This is a genomic window from Sphingomonas sp. Leaf231, assembly GCF_001421995.1.
Lineage (GTDB): Bacteria > Pseudomonadota > Alphaproteobacteria > Sphingomonadales > Sphingomonadaceae > Sphingomonas.
Genome location: NZ_LMLS01000005.1, coordinates 367,329 through 383,786 on the forward strand (window position 1 = coordinate 367,329; position 16,458 = coordinate 383,786).

Genomic DNA, 16,458 nt, shown 5'->3' on the forward strand with positions numbered 1-16,458 from the left:
ATGCCCGCCACGATCCTTGTGGTGGATGACGACGCCGCCATCCGCCGTCTGCTTCGCAACACGCTGCTCCGCGCCGGCTACGTCGTCATCGAGGCAGGAGATGGCAGAAGCGCACTGCGCGAGGCGGCGGGGCAGCGACCTGCCGCCATCCTGCTCGACCTCGGATTACCCGACCGGGATGGCCTTTCCATCATCCCCTTGCTCCGCGCGCAGGGGAACGGTGTGATTCTGGTGGTGTCGGCCCGCGAGGCGGTGGATGAGAAAGTCAGCGCGCTCGACCTCGGCGCCGACGACTTCGTGACGAAGCCGTTCGACACCGACGAATTGCTCGCGCGTCTGCGGGTGGCGCTGCGCCATCAAGCGCTATCGCAGGACATGCCCAAGATCGTGTGCCGCGGCGATCTCAGCATCGACCTCGAACGCCGTATCGTCTTTCGCGGTGGGCAGGAGCTGCACCTGACGCGGAAGGAACAGGCGATCCTCTACCTTCTTGCGGAACATGCCGGCAAGGTGATGACCCACGAACGGATCATGGCCGCCGCATGGGTCGGGGACGAGGACGCGCGGGTCGAGTACCTCCGCATCGTCATCCGCAACCTGCGCCAGAAGTTGGAGCCGCCCGGCCCGATCGGCAGCGTGATCGCCAACGAGCTGGGGGTCGGATACCGGTTGAAAGGCGAGTCGTGATCCGGAGCTGCACAAGTTTTCGGCGCCGGCTTGATGGCCGGCACGGACCTGCTCTCACTATCGAAGCGCTCGACGCGAGGCCTCAATAGTCGACGTAATAGTCCTTGCGGAAGTCTTCGCCGGCGAACGCACGGCGCATCGTCCAAGGCAGGGGTGGTGCCGTCCAGAAGTCGTGGTTGGCGGGAAGGCCCAGTGCAATCAGGCTTTCGGAGGCGATATACATGCTGCCGGCGTTGGAATAGATGTCGCCCAGTCCCGGCTGATGTCGGGCAAAACCGATCGTCAGGAAGCCGTCGGCGTTGAAGTTGCTGGAGTCGCTGAAGACCCGCCGCTGCGCTGCCATCGTCGCGGCGCGCACCTGCCCGGCAGGCAGAGTGTCCGGCAACCGCTCCTTCCACGCGAGATGCCCGAGCGGCTGGTGGACGGCGGTCCGGTAGGTCAGCGACCGGCCGATCGCGGCATAGCTGCCGTCCGGTGCGATCATCCGTTCGAGATGCTCGGCATAGCGTTGTTCGCGCTTGATGGCGCGCGTCAGTTCCTCGGCAGGCTTCAGGTTGTTGAACTGGGGCTTGCCCGCGGCCAGCGTCGCCAGGATCTGCACAAGCATCGGGTGCATGACGTAGCTGTTGTAATAATCGAAGTGGAAGCGCTCGCCATCGCCGTACCATCCGTCGCCAACGTACCATTCGAGCATCTTCTTGACGGTCAGGTCGACGCGCATCGGATCCCAATCTTCCCCGATGGAAAACAGGAACACCTCGTTCATCGCTGCGAACAACAACCAGTTCTGATACGGCGGCGAGATGCGACGCAGGCCCTTGATCTCCTCCACGATGCGCGATTTCGTCCGGGTATCCAATGGCTTCCACAAGGTATCGGGTGCTCGCAGGAGCGCGCTGGTGAAGTAAGCGGAATCGACCAGCGCCTGACCATGGCCGCGCCATAGGAGATAGTCGGGGCTCCTGGGATCGACCGAGTGGGTGTAGCTCTCCAGCGCCTGCGTCCGCAGGCGACCGCGTAGCCGCCCCTCGGCGCTGCCGTCGTCGGGCAGCGCCAGCCACGGCGCGATGCCGTCGATCAACCGTCCGAACGCTTCCAGATAAGCCACGCCGGGATTGCGCCCGTCCCAGGTCGGGCTGAGCTCCGGCGACCACTCGGCACGCAAACGTCCCCGTGCCATGCGGCCGAGCACCGGTTCGGCCATGCGGCGCAGCAGATCGATCGCATAGCCGCGATCGCTGGCACCATCGGGGAGCGGGGTGGGGGCAGGCTGTGCCCGCGCCGTCGTCGCTGCGGTGAGTGCCAGGCCGCCCGCCAGCAGTGCGCGTCGATCCACCTGCATCGTCATTCTCCCGCTTTCGGTATCGCGAAGTCCAGCTGCGTCCCGCTGGCATAGGCATCCCATTGCTGGCGGGTCCGGAAGCCGCCGACGCCGTGGCTCCACGCGGATCCCGAATGATAGACGAACGGCACCCCCGGCCTGACGCGCAGCAGGACGATATGGTTTTCGGCATCGCCGCGCACCTCGGCGATCATGCCCGGATCGACGCGCACTGCGATCGCCATACGGCCATGTCCCGCATCGTCCGGCCCCCACCATGACAGTAGCCCGCGGGCGCGATCAACGGTCAGTTCGCCCGCACCCTGCCCGGTGGTGCGCTTGCCGATGCCGATGCCGACGAGCAGCGGCTCGTCCCGGTCGGAGGAAATCGTCGAGACCATGCGGGTAAAATGGGTGCCGAGCGGCAGGGTGAAGCGGCGAGTCTCCCAAACCTTGCGCCCGACATCGACTGGCCAGGGCGCATAATCGACGGCAAAATCGGCGCGACCGCCGCCCGACGCGATGATGCGGTGACGAACGAAGTTACGCGATGTCCATAACTTGTTGTCGTGCCAGATCCCAAGGCCGCCCGCCCCGCGCGTGGTGCCGACATTGTAGAAATCGATGCCCTCGCCGTGATAGCCGTGCTGATCGCCGGTGCGCAGCTGACGATCGGCAAACGGCCAGACGACGTTCTTGCCCCAGCTGTCGATCCCCGATCCGGATGGCGGCTCGGCCACCTCAAGCGCATGCCCGTAGATGCGATGCGCGGTGCGATCGTTTTCCCACAGCAGATCGTCGTAGCGATAGCCGGCAAGCAGCGCGACGGCGGCGGGCGTACGGCTGGGAGGCGGTGGCAACGGCGAGACGACCGGCAGCGGCACGGCGCGGGATTGCTGGGCCGCTGCGGAAGAGCCCGTCATCAAGCTCAGCACTACCGGTACGATCATCCACCCGCCCGCCATATCGCACCCTCCCGAAGCATGTTGTACGATAACTTAGGACATCATATCAATTTCGCCAAGCTTTCGCTTTGGCGATGTGGTTGGCCATCGTTCTTGTTATATGGCCGGCATGACCAAGACCGTGTCGATGGCAGATGCCCTGTTCGTCAAGCTTGAGGCGCGCATCCGTTCGGGGGAGCTGTCGCCGGGATCGCGGCTGCCGACCCAGAAGGAGATCGCAGAGAACGAAGGTGTCAGCCGGACGGTGGTGCGCGAGGCGGTCGCCCGCCTCGAGGCGCAGGGCATGGCCGTGGCGCGGCAGGGTTCGGGCGTGTTCGTGTCCGACGAAGCGCGCTACCAGGCCTTCCAGATCACCCGGCGGGACATGAGCGAGCTTGCCGATGTAGTCAGGTTGCTTGAGGTCCGGCTGTCTGTCGAGGCGGAAATGGCAGCTTTTGCGGCAGCTCGCCGGACAATGGCGGATATCTCGGCGATGCGCGCCGCCTTGCGCGACATGGCGGTGATGGCGGACGATCCGGTCGCCTCGGCGCAGGCCGACTCCCGCTTCCACGCCGCGATCGCCCATGCGACGCAGAACGATCATTTCGTCAAGTTTATCGAGTTTCTGGGTGTGAGGCTGGTGCCCCCGCGCAATCTGTATCTGCGCGATCAACCCCCGGAGGCGCAGCGTGCCTACGTGGAGAAGGTGCGAGCGGAGCACGAGGCGATCGTCGATGCGATCGTACGCATGAACTCGGCGGGCGCGCGCGATGCTGCGCGGCACCACATGCAGGAGAGTCTGAGCCGCCACGCCGAGCTGAACGAAGCGGCGACTTTTTCTCGCCGCCGGTGACACAGCTGCATTGACGCAGAAGCAGAGTTGTATGATAACTGACCTGCAAGCCGCAAAAGCGGTGTTACAGGAGGGGTTATCGTGGGCAGGTCGTTGTTCATCGGCATGGCGTCGGCACAGGCCATTGCACTGGCGTTATCGGCGGTCCCTGCCGCGGCTCAGGTCGCCCCGGTCGCGCCGCCCGGAGGTAAGGTCGATACCGCACCCGACGCGCCACAGGTTCCCGACACTCAGGATACCGCCGGCGCGGGCGATGACATCGTCGTCACCGGCTTTCGCCGCAGCCTTGCCGAGGGGCTGGCGCTGAAGCGCGAGGCGATCGGCGTACGTGACTCGATCGTTGCGGAGGACATCGGCAAGTTCCCGGAAGCGAACGTCGCTGAGTCGCTTCAGCGCATACCCGGCATCTTCCTGTCGCGCGACGGCGCGTCGAACGAAGGGCAACAGATCAGCATCCGCGGCCTCGGCCCATCGTTCTCGGTGACGACGATCAACGGCGCGCCGGTGCGTACGACCTCGACCGGCGGCGTCGGCAATTCCTCGCGCACGTTCAATTTCGACGTCTTTCCGTCTGAATTGTTCGGCCGGGTCGACATCTACAAAAGCCCGCTCGCCAACCTGGAAGAGGGTGGAATTTCGGGGAACGTCGATCTCCAGACCCCGCGCCCCTTCGACAGCACCGGTCGCGTGGTGCGGTACAGTCTGGCGCAGAACTACAATACCGAGTCCGACCAGATCCGCCCGCGCGCTTCGCTGCTCGTCAGCGACACCGTCGGAAACTTCGGTGCGCTGTTCGGCATTGCCTATTCGGAGAACGTTAACGAACGATCGGGCTTTCAATCGACCGGTGGCTACAATTCGACCGCGCTCGCCGCGCCGGGGTTCCTCTCGCCCGCGCCACCGCCAAATACCACCGGCACCTTTCCCTTCGCGCTCGATCTCGACAATCCGGCGGCGAATTTCGGTAGTCTGACCCGTACGCAGATCGCCAATGCCTACATGCCGCGTTTCTACCGCGTATTCACGTCCAGTAATGAGCGTCAGCGGCTCGGCATGGTCGGGTCGCTTCAGTATAAGAGCGACCGGTTCGAGGCGAGCTTGGACGGCATATACTCCCGCCTAACTGACGTGAACGATGAGTTCACGTTCGGCGTGCCGGTGCGCAATGGCCGGACGGTGCCGGGGTCCACCAGCCTGCCCGGGCGCGGCACCAAGTCCGGGCTGATCCCGGTCGATGTCAAGATCGACCAGTACAACAATCTGTACGGCACGTTCGACAACAGCTCGATCTTGACCGAGAGCTTTTACCGTGATGCCAAAACCGAGTTCAAATACGGCATCGCCCGTGCAGTATGGAGCGCCACCGACAAGCTGAAGCTTTCCGCGCAGGGTAATCTCAACAAAAGCGAGGCATTTTCTTCCGGCAATCGTATCGTTACCAACATCTATTCGATCCGGACGACGTTTGATCCCACCGCCGACGTCACCTATCCGACGATCAGCTCCCCTACATCGTTCACCAACCCCCGCAACTACACCGACCCGAGCCTGGGCTTCGGCTCGGCGCGCGAGCTGGATGAACAACGCAGCGGCCGGTTCATCGTGAACTGGGAGGCGGGCGAATTCGCCGGGGCCGAATGGTCAGCGCTTCTCGGCGCCAGCTACGTTTCCAGCATCAAGCAGGTCGAGCGTCGCGACGGTACGGCGATCGGCCGGTCGCGGACGCTGCCGGGCGGCGGTACATTCGCGACGCTGGACGTGTTTTCCTATATGGTGCCGTTCCTGCCGTACGGAGAGACCGGCAACGGCGGAAATGCGGGATACCCGTCGCAATTCGCGACGTTCCCGCGTGCATTCGTGATGGACTTCCTCGACGCCAACGGCGCCAATGCCGCCTCGCCGGTGCAGCTCAATTCCAAGTTCCGCGCCGAGGAGAACGTGAAGGCGGCCTTCTTCGAGGCGAACATGAAACTCCCGCTGGGGCAGGGTGATCTGCGCGGCAACGTCGGCATGCGGTACGCCGATACGCAGACGGTCATCGAGAATTTCGCGCCAGCCACCGGCGGCGCGTTCGTCCCGCGTGAACGGCGTGGCGGCTACGACAATTGGTTGCCCTCGCTCAGCCTCGCCTGGGACATCACGCCAAAGATCCTGGTTCGTGGCTCTGCGGGCAAGACGATCACCCGCGCTGCGCTGGTCGATATCGCGAGCGGGATCGCCATTCCGAACCGTTTCAACCCCGACGTCACCGTCGGCAATCCCAATCTCCGCCCACAGACCGCCACGCAATATGACTTCAGTGCCGAATGGTACTTTCAACCCGGCGCGGTTCTAAGCGTCGGCGCGTTCAAGAAGTCGCTGAAGGATACACCACAGGCGGTGACGATCTTCGGCGTGCCGTTCAGTTCGTTGCAATTGTCGCAGGATCTGTTCGATCGCCGGTCACTGACCGGCAGCGACACCGGCACGATCCAGCCGGATCAATTGTTCAACGTCACCACGGTCGAGAACCAGGGCAAGCTGGATCTGAAGGGGCTGGAGATCGCGTATCAGCAGAACCTGACCTTCCTCCCCGCGCCGTTCGATGGTCTGGGCGTGCTGGGCAGCTTCACGAAGGTCTGGCGCGACGGCAACGACTTCGTGACCACGAAGGGAACCAGCGTCAGCATCTCGTCGGTGCCTGACTACTCTTACAGTGCAACCGCCTTTTACGAGAAGGGTCCGTTCGCGATCCGCGGATCGTGGAATTATCGCGCGCGGTCGGGAAACAGCTCGATCAACAACGGCAACGACCAGATTGCCTATACCGCGCCGCAGGGCTTCCTCGACGGCACGGTCAGTTACCGCGTCAACGAACGGTTCGAGCTGCGTGTCGATGCGCTGAACATCACCAATCAAAACCTCTACATCTATTACGAGAACCCGGACCAGCCCAAGGGTAACGGGCAGTCGCGTCGCGACAATTCGTTCTTCAACGGCACGACCATCTCGTTCGGCATCCGCGGCAAGTTCTGATCTGTCCTCAACCGGGACGCGCGACGGTGTCGCGTGCCCCCTTTTCCAGAGCGCTTGCGTCATGTCGGACATCGTCACACCGCGCACCACCGGACGTTATCGCTGGACGATCTGCGCGCTGCTGTTTGCGGCAACCGCGATCAACTACATCGACCGTCAGATGATCGGCGTGCTCAAGCCGGTGCTCCAGCGCGACCTCGGCTGGACCGAGGCGCAATATGCCGACATCGTCTTCTGGTTTCAGGCCGCCTACGCCGCGGGGTTCCTGATGATGGGGCGGCTCGTCGACCGGCTTGGCGCGCGCGTCGGCTATGCGCTCGCCTTATCCTTCTGGACGCTGGCGCATGTCGCGCACGGGCTGGTCAGCACGGTGGCGCAGTTCGCCGCCGCCCGCTTCGCGCTGGGACTGGGTGAGGCGGGAAACTTCCCGTCGGGGCTGAAGGCGGTCACCGAATGGTTTCCGCAGCGTGAACGGGCATTTGCGGTCGGACTGTTCAACGCCGGCGCGAACGTCGGCGCGATTGCGACCCCGCTGCTGGTCCCCGCGATCACGCTGGCATACGGCTGGCGGATGGCGTTCATCGCAACGGGCGCATTCAGCGTGCTGTGGCTGATCGCTTGGATCGCGATCTATCGTCGCCCCGAAGACCATCCTCGCGTGACCACCGAAGAGCTGGCGCTGATCCGCAGTGATGCGACGCCATCGGTCAGGCATATCCCCTGGCTGAAGCTGTTCGCGGTGCGCGAGACATGGGCCTATGCGGTTCCGAAGTTCCTGACCGATCCGATCTGGTGGATGTTCCTGTTCTGGTTGCCGGATTTCCTTGGCAAGCGTTATGGGCTGGATCTGAAGTCGTTCGGCCCGCCGCTGGTCGTGATCTATCTGTTGTCTGACGGGGGCAGCGTCCTTGGCGGCTGGGCCTCGTCGCGGCTGCTGCGCCGGGGCTGGTCCGCAAACGCCGCGCGCAAGGCGACGATGCTGGTCTGCGCGGTCGCCGTTCTGCCGATCGTGACGGTCCAGTACATCGACAAGCTGTGGATCGCCGTCGCGCTGATCGGGTTGGCGACCGCTGCGCATCAGGCGTTCTCCGCCAATCTGCTCACCTTGCCATCGGACCTTTTTCCGCGCCAGGCTGTCGCGTCCGTGGTGGGAATCGGCGGCACAGCGGGCGCGATCGGCGGCATGCTGATCGCCAAGTTCGTCGGCCACGTTCTGGGCGCATCCGGCAGCTATGCGCCGATCTTTGCGGTGGCGGGCGGCGCGTACCTGCTGGCATTGCTGTCGCTGCATCTCATCAGCCCCTGGCTGACACCGGCCCGTTTCGAACCTCAGGAGAGCGCCGCATGATCCTTCGACATCTTACGATCGCCGCAAGCATGATGGTGGTTGCTGCCCCCGCAGCCGCGCAGCAACGAGGACCGATCGCGCAGGCGGTGAAGCTCGCCGACTGGCAACTTGCCCATATGGACGTTAATCCGCGCAGCGGCGACATGCGCGCGTGGGAGCCGGCGGTGTTCTGGGCGGGCATGACCGCACTGGCCGACGCCGGCGCGCCGCCGCGGATCAAGGATGCCATCATGGCGATGGGGGGCGCGAACGGCTGGCGGCCCGGCGAGAAGCCGTATTTCGCCGACGACCACGCAATCGTGCAAAGCTACCTCTGGGCGGCTGCCAATGGCGGGCCGCCTGAGGCGCTGGCGTCGGCAAAGGCCACCTTCGATCGCGTCGTCGACAAGCCCGCGGTAACGACGCTGGCCTTCGCCGTTCCGCCGGACGGGTATGGCGCGACCGAATGCCTGACGCGCTGGTGCTGGTGCGACGCCTTGTTCATGGCGCCGCCCGCGCTGGTCGAACTGAGCCGCCAGACCGGCGACCCGCGCTATCGTGCCTTCGCAATGAAGGAATTCTGGGCGACGACCGACTTCCTGCTCGATCCGGTCGAGCACCTTTACTACCGCGACAGCCGCTTCTTCGAGCGACGCGATGCGCAGCGCCGCAAACAATTCTGGTCCCGCGGCAACGGTTGGGTCTTCGCGGGGATGGCGCGGATCATCCCGTTGCTGCCCCGGAACAGTCCAGATCGCACGCGGATGGAAGGATTGTTCCGCGACATGGCGGCAAAGCTGAAGACGCTACAGAAAGCCGATGGTTACTGGGCTCCCTCGCTGCTCGCGCCCGAAGCGTCGCCGCCGGAGGCCAGCGGCACCGCCTTCTTCACGTATGGCATGGCGTGGGGGGTCAACAGCGGCGTATTGCCGCGGGCCGATTACGCGCCCGTCGCACGGCGCGGCTGGGCGGCGCTGGAGCGCGCGATCCAGCCCGACGGCCGGCTCGGCTGGGTACAACAGGTCAGCGACCGCCCTGACAAAGTGGCGGCGCAGGAAACGCAATATTACGGCGTGGGGGCCTTCCTGATGGCCGCGACGCAGATCGCGCGGCTCGACCGCACCGATCGTTGAACAGGAGCACCGACGTGTACGCCAAGACCTATTACGCTACCCACCCCGACATGATGGAAGGCGTCTCCAACCAGACGCTCCGCGACCGTTATCTGGTGGGTGGCCTGTTCCGCGCGGGTGAGATCGTGCTGACCTATTCGCATGGCGAGCGCTTCATCATCGGCGGGGCGGTGCCGGGCGATACCGCGCTGGTGTTGCCGACGCATAGCGAGCCCGACAGCGCCGCCGGGCACCCGCTGCTCGAACGTCGCGAACTGAGCGTCGTCAACATCGGCCGCGGCACCGGACAGGTCATGGTCGACGGACAGGTCTTCGACCTGGCGCGATACGAGGCGCTGTACGTCCCGATGGGTTCGGTCGACGTAACCTTCGCCGGGGAAGGCGCCCGCTACTATCTGCTCAGCGTTCCCGCGCATACCGCCTTTCCCCTGCGCAAGGTGACGCTCAGCGACGCCAATCCGATGCAGCGCGGTAGTCTGAAAACCTCCAACGACCGCACGATCTATCAATTGGTGTTGCCTCACCTGTGCGCCAGTGCGTCGCTGTGCCTAGGTCTGACGCAGTTGAAGCCGGGATCGGTGTGGAACACGATGCCGCCGCACGTTCACGAGCGGCGTAGCGAGATCTACCTTTACTTTGACCTGGAGGACGACAACCGCGTTTTCCACTATATGGGCAAGCCGGACGATCTGCGTCACATCGTGGTCGACAACGAGCAGGTCGTCATCAGCCCGCCGTGGTCGGTGCACATGGGCGCGGGTACCAGCAATTATACCTTCATCTGGGCGATGGCGGGCGAGAACCAGGATTACAACGACATGGACGTGTGCGACATATGCCAGCTCCGCTAGGCCATCCGTTCGACCTGACGGGCCGGGTCGCGATCGTCACCGGTGCGAACACCGGGATCGGGCAAGCGATCGCGGTGGCGCTGGCGCAAGCGGGGGCGGATATTGCCTGCGTCGGCCGCACCCGGGCCGAGGACACCGCCCCGCACATCCGCGCGCTTGGACGACGCGCGGCGTTGATCGACGCCGACCTGTCGACGATCGACCCGGTCGCCGGCATCGTCGAGGAGACCGTCCGCGCACTGGGTCGGCTCGACATCCTAGTCAACAACGCCGGCATTATTCGTCGCGCGGACGCGGTCGACTTCACCGAGGCGGACTGGGACGCGGTGATCGACACCAATCTGAAGTCGGTGTTCTTCCTGTCGCAGGCCGCCGGGCGGCACATGATCGCGGCCGGCGGCGGGCGTATCATCAACATCGCCTCCATGCTGACGTTTCAGGGGGGCATACGCGTCCCGAGCTACACCGCAGCCAAAAGTGGGGTCGGCGGGCTGACGAAATTGCTGGCCAACGAATGGGCGCGGCACGGCATCACGGTGAACGCGATCGCCCCCGGGTATATCGCCACCAACAACACCGCCGCCTTGCAAGCCGATGCTGACCGCAACCGCGGCATCCTCGATCGAATTCCTGCCGGTCGCTGGGGAACGCCCGCCGACGTTGGCGGCGCGGCGGTGTTCCTCTCCTCCGATGCCGCGGCGTATGTGCAGGGCCATGTACTGGCGGTCGATGGCGGTTGGCTGGCGCGATAAGACGGGAACGTCGGTTTGATACCTCACCCGCACTCACGCGCCTTTATGTGAGCGGATCGGGATTTATCGAGTTCGCCCGCGACGACGACACTTAGCCGAAGTGCTTTCCGGCGGCGAACAGGGCCGCCCGCCGTGCGATTGAGTTATCTTGACGTCCTCGCACGCACAAGGCGGGTGGCCATCGCTTTTCGATGCGCTTGCCTCGCCGCACCGGCGGACGCCAGAGCCAAAAGCTCGCTCCTGCGATACGGAGAGATCCGGCGCTGGTGGTGGGCCGTAAGTCGCTTGAAAGCAAGAAGATAATCCAGACAAGTGGGCGCTTCGTCCGCGTTCTTGACGCGACTGGCAACCCTCCGAGCTTAAAACTCAGCGATGATGAAAGTTGAGAAGTCGCCCGGATATCAGCAAACCCACATCAAAAGCTAATAATGTTAAGAGGTTGGTGGCAGCATTAAGCCCCACGAGAACGATACTGCTATTTGCGAAAGCATAGTCGTTAGGATTTGCTCAATCCAATCTGCGGCAGACACTTTCCGCCAAGCATCTGCAATTCGCCGATGTATGGGTCAGCAGGACGGGCGCGACCATTATGACGAATTACGTGTCGTGTTGATGGCGTCGCTGATCGCCGCTTTCGCTTCACCACCGTCGACTGTCGTCAAACCTACCATCGTGCAGTGCGCCAAGCCGCAGCAGGGTTTGTGCAAACCGCTGGCCGGTGCGTTCGAACGCATCGGCCGCACGGTGGAGGTCACGCCCCCCACCGCGCTGCATGGGTCGGACGGTTATGCTGACGCGCGCGTCCAAAAAGGCGCTCTTCCGGACTGATCCCATCCAGCATTCTGACGAAAACATACGTTCAACAAGGGATCAACATGTCATGTGCATAATTTGTCAATCGCGCGGCGAGGACCCCGTTTTTGAGCATAGCGAAGGCGGCAGCCGCGAATTTGCCAAGGCCGGGGAAGTCACGACGAACGCGGTTGCACCGGACAAGCCGTCGTGGACCGTGGATCAGCAGGCACATTACCTGACGGACGGCTACTGGAACGACATGGGACGACGTTCACGCCATTTCGACGTCCGCACCGGCGGCAGCATCAGCGTCAACATCACCGCCCTTCGCGCCGACAATCAGGAAACGGCCCGCGCCGCACTTGCAACATGGACCGCGGCGACTGGGCTTACCTTCGTCGAGACCAGCGGCTGGGGGCAGATCGGCTTTTCGGAGAACAGGCCCGGCGCCAATGGCGGCGCGCTGCAGGTGTCATGGAACGGCATCCACACCGCGGCGACCGTCAATGTCGAAGCGAATTGGGGGAATGGCAGCTTGTTCAAGTTGAAGACCTATATCCACGAGATCGGCCATGCGCTCGGCCTTGGTCACGCGGGCAATTACAATGGTTCGGCCAATTTTCCGGAGCAGGGACGCTATCAGGAAGATAGCTGGAAAAACTCCATCATGTCCTACTTCAACCAGGCCCAGAATCCGTACTCGCAGGCGAGTTGGGCCACGCCCGTGACGCCGATGATGGCGGACATCGTTGCCATTCATAAGATGTACGGCGTGCCAACGAATGTACGGACCGGGAACGACACCTATGGCGACGATCGCACCGTCAAGGAGGCGGGCACGATCGGGGAGCGCTGGGCGGCGTCAACGATCGTGGACAGCGGCGGCATCGATACATTCAACTTCAGCAAACGCAGCGCCGACCAGGTCATCGACCTGCGGGAAGGTGCCTTCTCGAACATCGACGGCGGCGTCGGCAATTTCGCGATCGCACGCGGAACGGTGATCGAGAATGCGCTAGGCGGCAGCGGTGCGGACCGGATCACCGGCAACGATGTCGCGAACCGGCTGGAGGGCAATGCCGGAGCCGACACGCTGCTGGGAATGGGCGGCGACGATACGCTGCTCGGCGGGGGTGGTGCTGATATCCTCGATGGTGGCGCCGGCGTGGATCGCGCCGTATTCGCTGGCAAGAGCGGCGGCTATGAGATCGTCTACGATGCGACCGCAGCGACGAATGGCGTGCTGAAGATCCGCGACACCGCGACGGGGGCCGTCGATACGCTGACCGCGATCGAACAACTCGGCTTCGACGATGCCAAGCTGGACGTGGCGGCGGTATTGGCAAACCTGAAGGCGCGCTTCGGCGCGATCGCTGCCGGCAGCGCGACCAGCCATACGGTGGTGCTCTCGCCAGACGCGGCGGACGTCTACGTCGCGCCTAAGCCGCCGGCGACGCCGAAGTACGAGATCGACGGCGCGTTCACCGCGATCGCTACGGCGCGGTTCGACGACCTCGACGCCGGTCCGTACCAGCGCATCTTCGACTTCGGCAACGGACCGGCGTCCGACAACGTCTGGCTGGGCCAGATCGGTACATCCAGGGACATGGGGTTCGGCATTCGCGTCGGCTCGGTCGGGTACAAGATCGTTGCCAAGGGCGTGATCGTCGAGGGCGAACAGGCGATCTGGACCGCCAGCGTCGATGCCGCGGGAATGATGGCGATCTTCAAGAACGGCGCGCCGGTGGCGCAGGGGCAAGGCGTCGTTCCGACCGACGTCGCGCGGCTGCAAGAGCGTGTCGGCAGCTCGCCGTGGGCGAACGACAAGCCGTTGGTCGGCAAGGTCTCCGACCTTTACGTCCATAACGGTGCGCCGCTCGGCGACATCGATGGCGCATTCGTCGCGACCGCGAAGGCAAGGTTCGACGATCTGGCGGGTGGTCGCTTCCAGCGGATCTTCGACACCGGCAACGGCGAGAATTCGGACAACATCTGGCTTGGACAGATCGGCTCGGGCGACGACATGGGCTTCGAAATCGTGGCGGGCAAGGCCGTTCACCGTATCGTTGCGAAAGATGCAATCGTGCAGGGGGAAACGGCGACCTGGACTGCGAGCGTCTCTGACGAAGGCATGATGCGCATCTTCAAGGACGGCAAGATGGTCGCCGAGGGACAGGGCGTGGCGCCGCGCGATGTCGATCGCAGCAAGGAGTATATCGGGCACTCCAACTGGGCGCAGGATACAGCGCTCATCGGCACCATCAGCGATGTCTCGATCACGACGCCGAAGCTCGATATCCCGGAAATCGACGGCGCGTTCCGCGTGTTCGCCGAAGCGCGCTTCGACGACCTCAAGGCAGGTTCCTTCCAGCGCATCTTCGACACCGGCCGGGGGCCAGACGCGGAAAACATCTGGTTGGGTCAGGTCAGCGACGGCGACGACATGGCGTTCGAGATCATTGACAAGGGAACCAAGCATCGCATCGTCGCGAAAGACGCGATCATCGAGGGCGAAACCGCTGACTGGGGTGCGGGTGTCGATGCCAATGGATGGATGCAGATCTTCAAGGACGGCAAATTGCTTGCGGAGGGACAAGGCGTCGTCCCGAACGATGTCGATCGCCCACTTGATCACGTTGGCAGCTCGAATTACGGGTTTGATATGCCCCTTCACGGATCGGTCAACGACCTGTTCTTCTTCGCTTGAATAAAAAAGTCCGGAGGCGTGTGATGCCGCTTCCGGACCTTTATTCGCGCAAACTCAACTAGTTTCACTTTTTTATGGCGTTCGATGCGCATTTTCAAAATCCTCGTAACGAACGTCTCGAAGAACAATCGTTAATGTCTGTGCGCTAGGTTCCGGACATTAGGAAAAGGGCACAAGACCGTGAAGAACCTCAAGATCAGCTCTAAACTTTTGCTCGTCTTCGGAATCCTTCTTGGCTCGCTCCTCGTCATGGCGATCGCCTCGATCAGCGCCCAGCACACATTGAATGATAGTGCTGAACTCCTCGGACATGATCGCCGCGACAAGCTTGTCGCCGTCACTGCGCTCGGAACCGCGACAGCCGCCTACCGCAACGCTGAGGCCAACAGCATCCTGTCGCAGACGCCTGATGACATCGCGGCTGCGGAAGCTGATGCCGCGACCCGGGTTGACGCCCTCGGCAAGAATGGCGGGTTCCTGAACCGGGTACTCAAAAACCCCGAGGCGCGCGCCATGTTCGACAAGCTCAATGACGATTGGCGCGGCTATCTCGCCGTATCGAAGAATACGCTGGCGCTATCCCACGACAATCTCGACGAACAGGCACTCGACAGCTTCAGTCGCAGCCGCCCGCTGTTCGACCGGGTCAACAACGATGCAACCAAGCTGAAGTCGATACAGATCCGCCTGATGGATGGCGATATGGCCGACGCCAACGCGACCTACACGACGTCGCGCAACTTGTCGCTTGGTCTGACGATCGTCGTGGTCGCGCTTGCCATCGGGCTGCTCGTCTCGCTGATCCGCGGCATCGCGCGTCCACTTTCCGCGATGACCGGGGCGATGGAACAGCTTGCCTCGGGTGATCTCGATGCCGCGGTTCCGGTCGAGGCGCGCCGAGACGAGGTCGGCGCACTCGCCGCTGCGATGGTCGCCCTGCGCGATCAATTGACGGCCGCCGAGCGCGCGAAGCAGGAACAGACTGCACTGATCGTCGACAGCGTCGGTGGAGGCCTTGCCTTGCTGGCCCGCGGCGACCTCACGGCCCGGATCGACACCGACCTCACCGGGCCTTTCACGAAGCTCAAGGACGACTTCAACAACGCCATGCAGTCGGTGGCGACGACGTTGGTCGCGGTAAACGCAAGCGCCGAGGGCATTGCGAACGGGGCTAGCGATATCCGCCAGGCTTCGGACGACCTGTCGCGCCGTACCGAGCAGCAGGCCGCCAGCCTCGAGGAAACGGCAGCAGCGATGCACCAGATCACCGAGACGGTGCGCGAAACCGCCGCGAACGCGTCGAAGGCGAATGTTGTCGTCGTAGAGACGCGCCACGATGCCGAGCAATCCGGCGACGTCGTCCGGCGTGCAGTCGAGGCGATGAACGGTATCGAGCGGTCGTCCAGCGAGATCAGCGAGATCATCGCGGTCATCGACGGCATCGCGTTCCAGACCAACCTGCTGGCGCTTAACGCCGGTGTGGAGGCCGCACGGGCGGGTGAAGCCGGTAAGGGCTTTGCCGTCGTCGCCTCCGAGGTGCGCGCGCTCGCGCAGCGTTCCGCCGATGCGGCCAAGGACGTGAAGAGCAAGATCAACGCCTCGACCGCTCAGGTCGCGTCCGGGGTTTCGCTGGTCGCAAAGACAGGGGAGGCGCTGACCCGGATCACAGGCAGGGTCGGCGAGATCAACGCGCTGGTATCGCACATCGCCGCTGCGGCCGAGCAGCAGGCGACCGGGTTGCAGCAGGTCAATACCGCGGTGAGCGAGATGGACGGCGTGACACAGCAAAATGCCGCGATGGTGGAGGAAGCGACAGCCGCAGCACGTAGCTTGGCCGAGGAAACCGAAAACATGTCGCGGCAGGTCAGTCGCTTCCGCCTCGGCGATCAAGCCGGAGCGGTAATCGGCTCCTCGCCGGTGCATCAGCTTCAGGCGCGCGCCAGCGCTCGCTTCGCCAGCAGCGTTCCCGCCAGCCGCGGTAGCGCAGCGGTGGCCGTCGCGGAGGATGACTGGTCCTCATTCTGATCGAACGGTGAACCATGGCGACGCCGCGCACTCCGGGGTGCGTTGGAA

The 16,458-nt window shown here is 63.7% G+C and carries 12 protein-coding genes; 10 read left to right on the forward strand and 2 right to left on the reverse strand.

The window, feature by feature from the left end; translation table 11 throughout:
- The gene (locus ASE95_RS16115) at window positions 1-687 is read left to right on the forward strand and encodes a response regulator transcription factor (protein ID WP_056638551.1); all 687 of its coding nucleotides are present in this window, start codon (window positions 1-3) and stop codon (window positions 685-687) included.
- A gap of 82 nt (window positions 688-769) precedes the next feature.
- Here ASE95_RS16115 and ASE95_RS16120 read toward each other — a convergent pair whose 3' ends face one another.
- A complete protein-coding gene (locus tag ASE95_RS16120) occupies window positions 770-2,035 on the reverse strand; it encodes a DUF2264 domain-containing protein (protein WP_056638553.1) in 1,266 nt (421 codons plus the stop codon).
- On the reverse strand, window positions 2,032-2,958 hold the full coding sequence (locus tag ASE95_RS16125; RefSeq protein WP_056638795.1) for a DUF4861 family protein: 927 nt from the start codon (window positions 2,956-2,958) through the stop codon (window positions 2,032-2,034). The genes ASE95_RS16120 and ASE95_RS16125 overlap by 4 nt, the downstream gene beginning before the upstream one ends.
- A 124-nt stretch (window positions 2,959-3,082) precedes the next feature.
- On the opposite strand from ASE95_RS16125, the gene ASE95_RS16130 reads away from it, so the two are divergent.
- From ASE95_RS16130 to ASE95_RS16170, 9 genes are all read left to right on the forward strand, one after another.
- Window positions 3,083-3,805, forward strand: a complete 723-nt coding sequence (locus tag ASE95_RS16130) for a FadR/GntR family transcriptional regulator (protein WP_056638798.1) — start codon at window positions 3,083-3,085, stop codon at window positions 3,803-3,805.
- A gap of 81 nt (window positions 3,806-3,886) precedes the next feature.
- Window positions 3,887-6,820, forward strand: a complete 2,934-nt coding sequence (locus tag ASE95_RS16135) for a TonB-dependent receptor (protein ID WP_235528367.1) — start codon at window positions 3,887-3,889, stop codon at window positions 6,818-6,820.
- Window positions 6,821-6,881: 61 nt separating this feature from the next.
- A complete protein-coding gene (locus tag ASE95_RS16140; RefSeq protein WP_056638555.1) occupies window positions 6,882-8,168 on the forward strand; it encodes an MFS transporter in 1,287 nt (428 codons plus the stop codon).
- On the forward strand, window positions 8,165-9,280 hold the full coding sequence (locus ASE95_RS16145; protein ID WP_056638558.1) for a glycoside hydrolase family 88/105 protein: 1,116 nt from the start codon (window positions 8,165-8,167) through the stop codon (window positions 9,278-9,280). Before ASE95_RS16140 ends, ASE95_RS16145 begins: the two co-directional genes overlap by 4 nt.
- 14 nt (window positions 9,281-9,294) lie before the next feature.
- Window positions 9,295-10,131, forward strand: a complete 837-nt coding sequence (kduI, locus tag ASE95_RS16150) for a 5-dehydro-4-deoxy-D-glucuronate isomerase (RefSeq protein WP_056638561.1) — start codon at window positions 9,295-9,297, stop codon at window positions 10,129-10,131.
- Entirely contained in the window at window positions 10,116-10,883 is a 768-nt protein-coding gene (kduD, locus tag ASE95_RS16155) for a 2-dehydro-3-deoxy-D-gluconate 5-dehydrogenase KduD (protein WP_056638566.1), read from the forward strand. Before kduI ends, kduD begins: the two co-directional genes overlap by 16 nt.
- Window positions 10,884-11,444: 561 nt before the next feature.
- The gene (locus ASE95_RS17810; RefSeq protein WP_056638569.1) at window positions 11,445-11,711 is read left to right on the forward strand and encodes a hypothetical protein; all 267 of its coding nucleotides are present in this window, start codon (window positions 11,445-11,447) and stop codon (window positions 11,709-11,711) included.
- Window positions 11,712-11,892: 181 nt separating this feature from the next.
- Window positions 11,893-14,385 (forward strand): M10 family metallopeptidase C-terminal domain-containing protein, encoded by a 2,493-nt coding sequence (locus tag ASE95_RS16165; protein ID WP_162234718.1) that lies wholly within the window; start codon window positions 11,893-11,895, stop codon window positions 14,383-14,385.
- A 180-nt stretch (window positions 14,386-14,565) separates the two neighbouring features.
- The gene (locus ASE95_RS16170; protein WP_056638574.1) at window positions 14,566-16,410 is read left to right on the forward strand and encodes a methyl-accepting chemotaxis protein; all 1,845 of its coding nucleotides are present in this window, start codon (window positions 14,566-14,568) and stop codon (window positions 16,408-16,410) included.
- Window positions 16,411-16,458: the final 48 nt, after the last annotated feature.

Excerpts from the sequence above, each read along its gene's own strand:
- ASE95_RS16145 (WP_056638558.1), top strand. The coding sequence starts at position 8,165 with ATGATCCTTCGACATCTTACGATCGCCGCAAGCATGATGGTGGTTGCT.
- ASE95_RS17810 (WP_056638569.1), top strand. The coding sequence starts at position 11,445 with ATGGGTCAGCAGGACGGGCGCGACCATTATGACGAATTACGTGTCGTG.
- kduD (WP_056638566.1), top strand. The coding sequence starts at position 10,116 with ATGCCAGCTCCGCTAGGCCATCCGTTCGACCTGACGGGCCGGGTCGCG.
- ASE95_RS16115 (WP_056638551.1), top strand. The coding sequence starts at position 1 with ATGCCCGCCACGATCCTTGTGGTGGATGACGACGCCGCCATCCGCCGT.
- ASE95_RS16130 (WP_056638798.1), top strand. The coding sequence starts at position 3,083 with ATGACCAAGACCGTGTCGATGGCAGATGCCCTGTTCGTCAAGCTTGAG.
- ASE95_RS16125 (WP_056638795.1), bottom strand. The coding sequence starts at position 2,958 with ATGATCGTACCGGTAGTGCTGAGCTTGATGACGGGCTCTTCCGCAGCG.
- ASE95_RS16120 (WP_056638553.1), bottom strand. The coding sequence starts at position 2,035 with ATGACGATGCAGGTGGATCGACGCGCACTGCTGGCGGGCGGCCTGGCA.
- ASE95_RS16140 (WP_056638555.1), top strand. The coding sequence starts at position 6,882 with ATGTCGGACATCGTCACACCGCGCACCACCGGACGTTATCGCTGGACG.